This window comes from Candidatus Proelusimicrobium excrementi, from assembly GCF_937881865.1.
Lineage (GTDB): Bacteria > Elusimicrobiota > Elusimicrobia > Elusimicrobiales > Elusimicrobiaceae > Proelusimicrobium > Proelusimicrobium excrementi.
In genome coordinates this window covers 1-6,073 of record NZ_CALGEO010000005.1, presented here as the reverse complement: position 1 = coordinate 6,073, position 6,073 = coordinate 1, and the positions used below count along the sequence as shown (strand labels likewise).

At 47.8% G+C, this 6,073-nt stretch carries 5 protein-coding genes and 1 pseudogene; 2 read left to right on the top strand and 4 right to left on the bottom strand.

Annotation, left to right across the window (positions count from 1 at the left end):
- The coding region (locus ACQY26_RS00105; RefSeq protein WP_428047051.1) for an FAD-dependent oxidoreductase at positions 1-553 on the top strand (553 nt) is incomplete at its 5' end.
- A gap of 34 nt (positions 554-587) precedes the next feature.
- A complete protein-coding gene (locus ACQY26_RS00100; protein WP_428047050.1) occupies positions 588-968 on the top strand; it encodes a glycosyl hydrolase 2 galactose-binding domain-containing protein in 381 nt (126 codons plus the stop codon).
- Between the two features lie 428 nt (positions 969-1,396).
- Here the strand turns inward: ACQY26_RS00100 and ACQY26_RS00095 are convergent.
- From ACQY26_RS00095 to gltX, 4 genes and pseudogenes are all read right to left on the bottom strand, one after another.
- Positions 1,397-1,600, bottom strand: a pseudogene (locus ACQY26_RS00095) (tetratricopeptide repeat protein); the annotation flags it as partial.
- 448 nt (positions 1,601-2,048) lie between these two features.
- The gene (locus ACQY26_RS00090) at positions 2,049-3,143 is read right to left on the bottom strand and encodes a type IV pilus twitching motility protein PilT (RefSeq protein ID WP_428047049.1); all 1,095 of its coding nucleotides are present in this window, start codon (positions 3,141-3,143) and stop codon (positions 2,049-2,051) included.
- A gap of 21 nt (positions 3,144-3,164) precedes the next feature.
- Positions 3,165-5,201: a hypothetical protein gene (locus tag ACQY26_RS00085; RefSeq protein ID WP_428047047.1), complete on the bottom strand. Its 2,037-nt coding sequence runs from the start codon at positions 5,199-5,201 to the stop codon at positions 3,165-3,167.
- A 20-nt stretch (positions 5,202-5,221) separates the two neighbouring features.
- A partial coding sequence (gene gltX, locus ACQY26_RS00080; protein ID WP_428047046.1) for a glutamate--tRNA ligase occupies positions 5,222-6,073 on the bottom strand: 852 nt, incomplete at its 5' end.

Here is a 6,073-nt window from a genome sequence, read left to right as displayed (position 1 = left end):
TGACTATGCAACTGTACAGCTGACCCATATGGATGGCAGTGTGGCACTGGATGCCAAAAAGCGCACTCTGGCGGTCATTGAGGGCCGCCGCCAAATGATCGATGTATTTGAAGCACTCAAAGGCTTTGACGAGGATTTTAAGGATCTGAGTTTGATCGCATCGGCTGCCCAGTTGGGTGTGCGGGAATCCCGGCGGGTGATCGGGGAGTACTACATAACAGAGGATGATCTGCTAAACGGCACGCAGTTCCCGGATGGGGTGTGTACTGCCACCTTTAATGTGGATATCCACGTTCCCAACAGCACCGAGCAGCATAATCGGGATGTAAAGCCCTATCAGATTCCTTATCGGGCTATGCTGCCTAAAGGACTTCACAATGTGCTGGTGGCGGGACGGTGTATTTCCGGCAGCCACATTGCCATGGCTTCTTACCGTGTGACGGGAAATTGCTGCGCTATGGGTGAAGCTGCAGGCAAAGCGGCGGCCTACGCAGTGCAAAATAATGTATCTTTGCGGGAAGTGCCGAACCGGATCGTAGTGCCAATGGCTTGAATACCCCAAAGAAAATGGGAGAGAGGTATGAAAGATGACCCATTTAGAGATCAAACAATGGAAAATGACTTATAAAGAGCATCGGGACATCCCCTGTGATGCCCCTTGCTCTTTGTACGGTGTTTTACTGGATAATAAGCTGATGGAAGATCCCTTTTATGGTCTGAATGAGCACAAGGCCACTGCACTTTGCGAGGATCCCTGCAGCTTTTATGCCACATTTCAGGTGGCTGAGAAGCATAGCTTTATGGAGTTGGTTTTTGAGGGCTTGGACACCATCTGCGATATTTTCCTAAACGGCGAAAAGCTCGATAGCGTAAAAAATATGCACAGAACCTTTGTATACGATGTGAAGGATCGGTTGAAGCTGGGTACCAATACGATCCGGCTGGATTTCGCGTCGCCCAATGCGTAAATAAGCTGGGCCAAAGAAAATTCTGTAAGAAGCTGGCCGCGGATTTCATCGGAAGAGGCGAAAAGTTCTTTCGCTTCCTTAAGTTCGGACAAAGCCTCGGCAAGTTTGTTTTTGCGTTTTAAAGCGTCGGCCTTGCCCCATTTAACAAAGCCCAAATCAACGGTATCGTTTATGGCGGTATAAAGCGCGTCCGCACGTTTGTAGCGTTTTAAAGCTTCATCATATTTGCCAAGCTGCCTAAGCCCGTTGGCCATACCGCAGTTTGTATAAGCTTTGCCGAAGATATCATCAGTATTCTTAAAAATCTTTTCGGCCTTAACGTAATTATCCACGCAGCCTTTAATATCCCCGGCAATTCTGCTTATGCCCGCCAAGCCGCAATAACCGTAAGCTTCGGAGATTTCATCTTTGGCGCGGCGTGCCAGTTTTATTGAAAGTTTAAAATAGTTTACTCCCTCTTTAAAACGGCCCTGAAGCCTGCATATGCCGCCCAAGGCCCAGTAAATAAAAGCTTGCCCGGGAAGGTCCTTTTCGCTCTCGTAATAGCTTAGGACTTCGTTTAACAAAGAGGATGCTTCTTCCAGTTTGCCCAAAGCTCTTAAAGCCATACCCATTTCCTGAAGGGCCGTCATGGCATAATCTAAAAATTGTTGTTTTTCTGCCATATCAAAAGCTTCGGAAGCCACATCATACGCAGTTTGGGCTATGCCCAAAGTTCTGTAACATTTCGCCATGGCAAGGCTTAAATCAAGCTTAAAAAGCAGAAATTCCTCGGCTTCTTCCGGCGCGGCGCCCGCGGGCAATTTGTTGTAAGAAGCCGCTTTCGAGTAAAGTTCTATAGCCTTTTCAAAATGGCCGAGCATACGCCTGGCTTCCGCCAGGACAAAATAAATTTTGGCGTCTTTGCCTTTATAAGAAGCCAAATCTTCAAGCACTTTTAAAGGTTGGTTGGAATCTAAAAGTTCTTCGTAAAAAGATACAGGGCGCATAATGTCCTCCGTCATGGATATTTATTATATTCTAGCATAAAAAAATAACCGCCCTCTCAAAAGGACGGTTATTTTTAAAACAAACTTTTGATTAACGCTTCATGCGCTGTTCCAAGTAGGCTTTAAGATCGTTAACGTCGCCGGAGTGGAACACGGCCTCTTGATAAGTGATTTTATTGGCCAAATACAAATCGCCCAAAGACTGGTTCATCGTCTTCATGCCCTGCTGCTGGCTGGTTTGCATTGTGTGAACCAGCTGTTCAATTTTTTTATCTCTGATAAGCGCGCGAACAGCCGGGGTGGCAAGCAAAACTTCCGGCGCAAGTATACGGCCTTTGCCGTCGGCTGATTGCAAAAGCTGCTGTGATATTACGCCTTCCAAAACGAAAGAGAGCTGCGTTCTGGCCTGTTCCTGCTGGTTCGGCGGGAACATATCCAAAATGCGGTTTATTGTTTGCATGGCGTCGCTGGTGTGCAAAGTGCCGAAGACCAAGTGCCCCGTTTCAGCCGCGTTTAATGCCTGCTGAGTGGTTTCCAAATCGCGCATTTCGCCGATTAATATTACGTCCGGGTCCTGCCTTAAAACATATCTTAACGCCGTGGCGAAGTCCTTGGTATCCTGGCCGACTTCGCGCTGGTTTACGATACTCCTTTTATGCTCGTGGATAAACTCGATAGGGTCTTCCACCGTCATAATATGATAGCCGTAATGTTCGTTAATAAAATTGATTATACTGGCCAAAGTGGTTGATTTGCCCGATCCAGTCGGCCCGGTTACCAAAACAAGGCCCTTTGTCATATGCACCAAAGAGTCTACCGCCGCAGGCAGGCCGAGCTGGCGGAAGGTTTTAAATTCAAAAGGAATGGACCTTACCGCCACGCCGATATTGCCACGCTGTCTGTAAAGGTTTACCCTCATACGGCCGAAAGTTTTTAAAGTTATGGCGAAATCCAATTCATTAGTAGATTCAAAACGTTCTTTTTGATCTTCGCTCATTACGGCGTAAATAAGGGTTTGGATACGTTCGGAAGTTAAAGCGTTATACGGGGTTTGAAACAATTTTCCGTCGATACGCAAAATAGGCGGAACGCCGACGGTCAAATGCAAATCCGAAGCGTTTTTGCTTTTCATCAGCTGAAATAAAACGTCCAAAGTCAATAAATCTTTACCCATCGCATTAGTCATAAAGGCTCCCTTAAAAATAAATTACTCTTCTATAAGCAGTTCTATCGCGGCATTGTTCATGCCGTTTATATTCCCGCTTTTTACGTCTACGGAAAACATATATCTTATAGGCTCAGAACGAACTTTAGAAGCAAAAAATTCCCCTACATATCTATCCCCGTAAAGAGGGCGGCAGTCCCACTTCGTTTGATACGAATCGCCGTAAAGCCTGCCGAAACGCTGAGCTATGGTTTCCCCGCCGGATAAACGGTAATTCTTTACAAGACTTTCGCAATAGCGGGCGGGATCCTGCGTTTTAACGTCGTCGGCGGCTTCTTTTACGGCCGCGGGAAGCTGTGTTTTCCCCGTTTCACGCTCTGGCTGAGCTTCCGGCGAAGGCATACCTTCGTCAATGCCTTGTATTATGGAACGGGCCACAGGCTCGTCCATAGCCAAAGCGGATGTGGAAACGGTCTGCTCGGAAGGGCGGGTCTGCTTTTCTCCAGATTCTTTGTTCTTTTCCGAGGTAAACATCATCATCAAAGCCACCACGATAAGAACAAACATGAACATTACCATAACATATATCAAATCGTTTCTTTTGTTCTTGGGATTTTGAACTCTTCCGTCGGAAGAACTTATAATGTTCCCGGTAGTCGTAGGAGCCGCTTTTACAAATTGGCTGTTTACCGATTCCTGCACGGAAAGAAGGGCCGCATCAGCCTCATGGCTGCCACTTAATATGCCGTGATTGGTGGTATGATGATCGCCGTATTCTTTTTCATCGTCTACGGAAAGTATGGCTTCTTCCCTGGAAATTAAAGGCTCGGAAGAATCAAAAATAGGTTTAATTTCGTCTTCGTCGGAGGAACTATCTTCGGTTGATTCTTTTGGCTCGGTTTTTTCCGCCGGTTTCTTTTCCTGCGGAGATTCTTTCCCGGAAGGAAGTTCTTTGCCTTCCCCGTGTGCTTCTTCGGCGTGAGGTTCGGCTTTTTCTTCCGGCAAAGGGGGTTCTTCCCGTTTTAGGGCCGGTTCCTGCTCCGGTTCTATACGCATTACCGGGGTGGAAGCCGTAAAAGTATCCAAAGATTCTTCCGGCTCTTCCTGCTTTTCGGGAGGGAAAATATCTTCTTCTTCCTTTTCCTCCGGCTCAATAAGAGAGGCCTGCATACGGGCTTCTTCAAGCATTTGCCTGCCGGGATTTTTGCCGTTTTCAAAAGGAGACTCCGCCCGTTCCTCCGCTTTTTCTTCCCGCGCGGGTACTAAGACGGGCGCGGTATCTTCCGGCTTTTCGGCCTCAAACACCTGTTTGGGGGAGGAATTTTCCTCCGCATGAAAATAGGCGGCTTCGTTAAAAACTATTTCGTCTTCTTCGCCCTTTTCTTTATCGGAAGGTTCCGCAAGAACTTCCTCTATTGCGGCTTCTTCCTCGGAAGAAAGCACCGCCGAAGCGGGAATTTCGTCAAGAAGATTATTGTCCATTGACGCGTTTAAAGGCGAACGCGCATGGATAGTTTCTTCCGGCGGGATATCATCTTCCGCGGGCAAATCATTAGGGTTTACTCTATCCGAGTAAATATTGTATTCCGTCGGCATAGGGCCCTCGGCCCTCGCCAACGACGGCTCGCCCGAAGGAAGCTCCTCATGTTCCGGCTCAACGATTTGCTCCGGCTTTGCCGGCTCGATAACGGGGGCGGGCTCAAAATCGGCCGAACTGTTTGCTTTTTCCTCAGCCGGTTTTAAAACCTGCTCTTCGACAATCGGCTTAGCCGCGCCTTCCGCTTCCGCATTTGCTAAGGGAGCGTCTTCCGACGCCGGAGAAACTTTCGCCGCCTCATTTTGAACGGGGGCTTCTTTTGCTTCGGGTTCTTCCGGCGCGGGAGGATTGGGGTAATTTGCGGGGTCAAGAAAATAGCCGAAATCCTGCATATATTGATCGGCGGGCTTCCAGGCTTCGCTATCGGCGCTTTCGGGTTCCGGACAGACAAAAGTATCCGCCGAAAAATTTTCGTCTTTAACTATCTCCGCCACGGAAAGCGGACCGGCAACGTCCGCCCCTTTAAAGTACCAATATTTCATTTCTTCCCCTTAATATCGTTTTAGCAATACGCCAAAGCGGCCCTCATTCTCTTTAATACCATATCTTTCCCCATATATTCAAGCATTTTAAATAATGTGGGGCCGTTTGTGCGGCCTGATACGGCAACCCTGACTGGGTGGAAAATCTGCCCCGCTTTAAGCCCGGCTTCTTTAGCTGCGGCGCGGGCGGTTTGTTCCAAAGAATGTTCCGTAAAGTCCTCAAGAGCTCCGTACTTTTCTATCATAAGCTCAAGAGCTTTCTTGGCCATTTCCGCTTTGAAAACTTTGTTTACGGCTTCTTCGTCAAATTTTACCTCGTCGGTAAAGAAGAAGCTTATAAGCCCAGGTATTTCCCTTAAGGTTTTATATTTTTCCTGTTCCAAGGCGACGATTTGTTCCAATCTCTCCTCGTCTACGCCTTTGGCTACGCCGGCTTCTTCTATAAAAGGTTTCGCCCTTTTTAAAAGTTCCTTGGGCGTAAGCTGCCTTATATAATCGCCGTTCATCCACATAAGTTTTACGGTGTCGAAAACGGCGGGGCTTTTTTGACAGCCTTTAATGTCAAACTTCCGTTCAAGCTCGCCGGGAGCGAAAAGCTGCTGGGAATCGGGCGTGCTCCAGCCGAGAAGCGCGAGATAATTTATCATCGCTTCGGGCAAAAAGCCTTGTTTTTTATACTCCATTACGCTTGTGTCCCCGTGGCGTTTGGAAAGTTTGGTGCCGTCTGGGCCGTGTATCATTGAAAGATGCGCGAATATCGGTTCTTTCCAGCCCAAAGCCCTGTACATCTGTATTTGGGCGGGCGTGTTGGAAATATGGTCGTCGCCGCGGATAATATGCGTCATCTCCATAAGATGATCGTCTATAACGCA

Bases quoted from the DNA above. Each gene is read 5' to 3' on its own strand.
- ACQY26_RS00100 (WP_428047050.1), top strand. From the start codon at position 588: ATGACCCATTTAGAGATCAAACAATGGAAAATGACTTATAAAGAGCAT.
- ACQY26_RS00090 (WP_428047049.1), bottom strand. From the start codon at position 3,143: ATGACTAATGCGATGGGTAAAGATTTATTGACTTTGGACGTTTTATTT.
- ACQY26_RS00085 (WP_428047047.1), bottom strand. From the start codon at position 5,201: ATGAAATATTGGTACTTTAAAGGGGCGGACGTTGCCGGTCCGCTTTCC.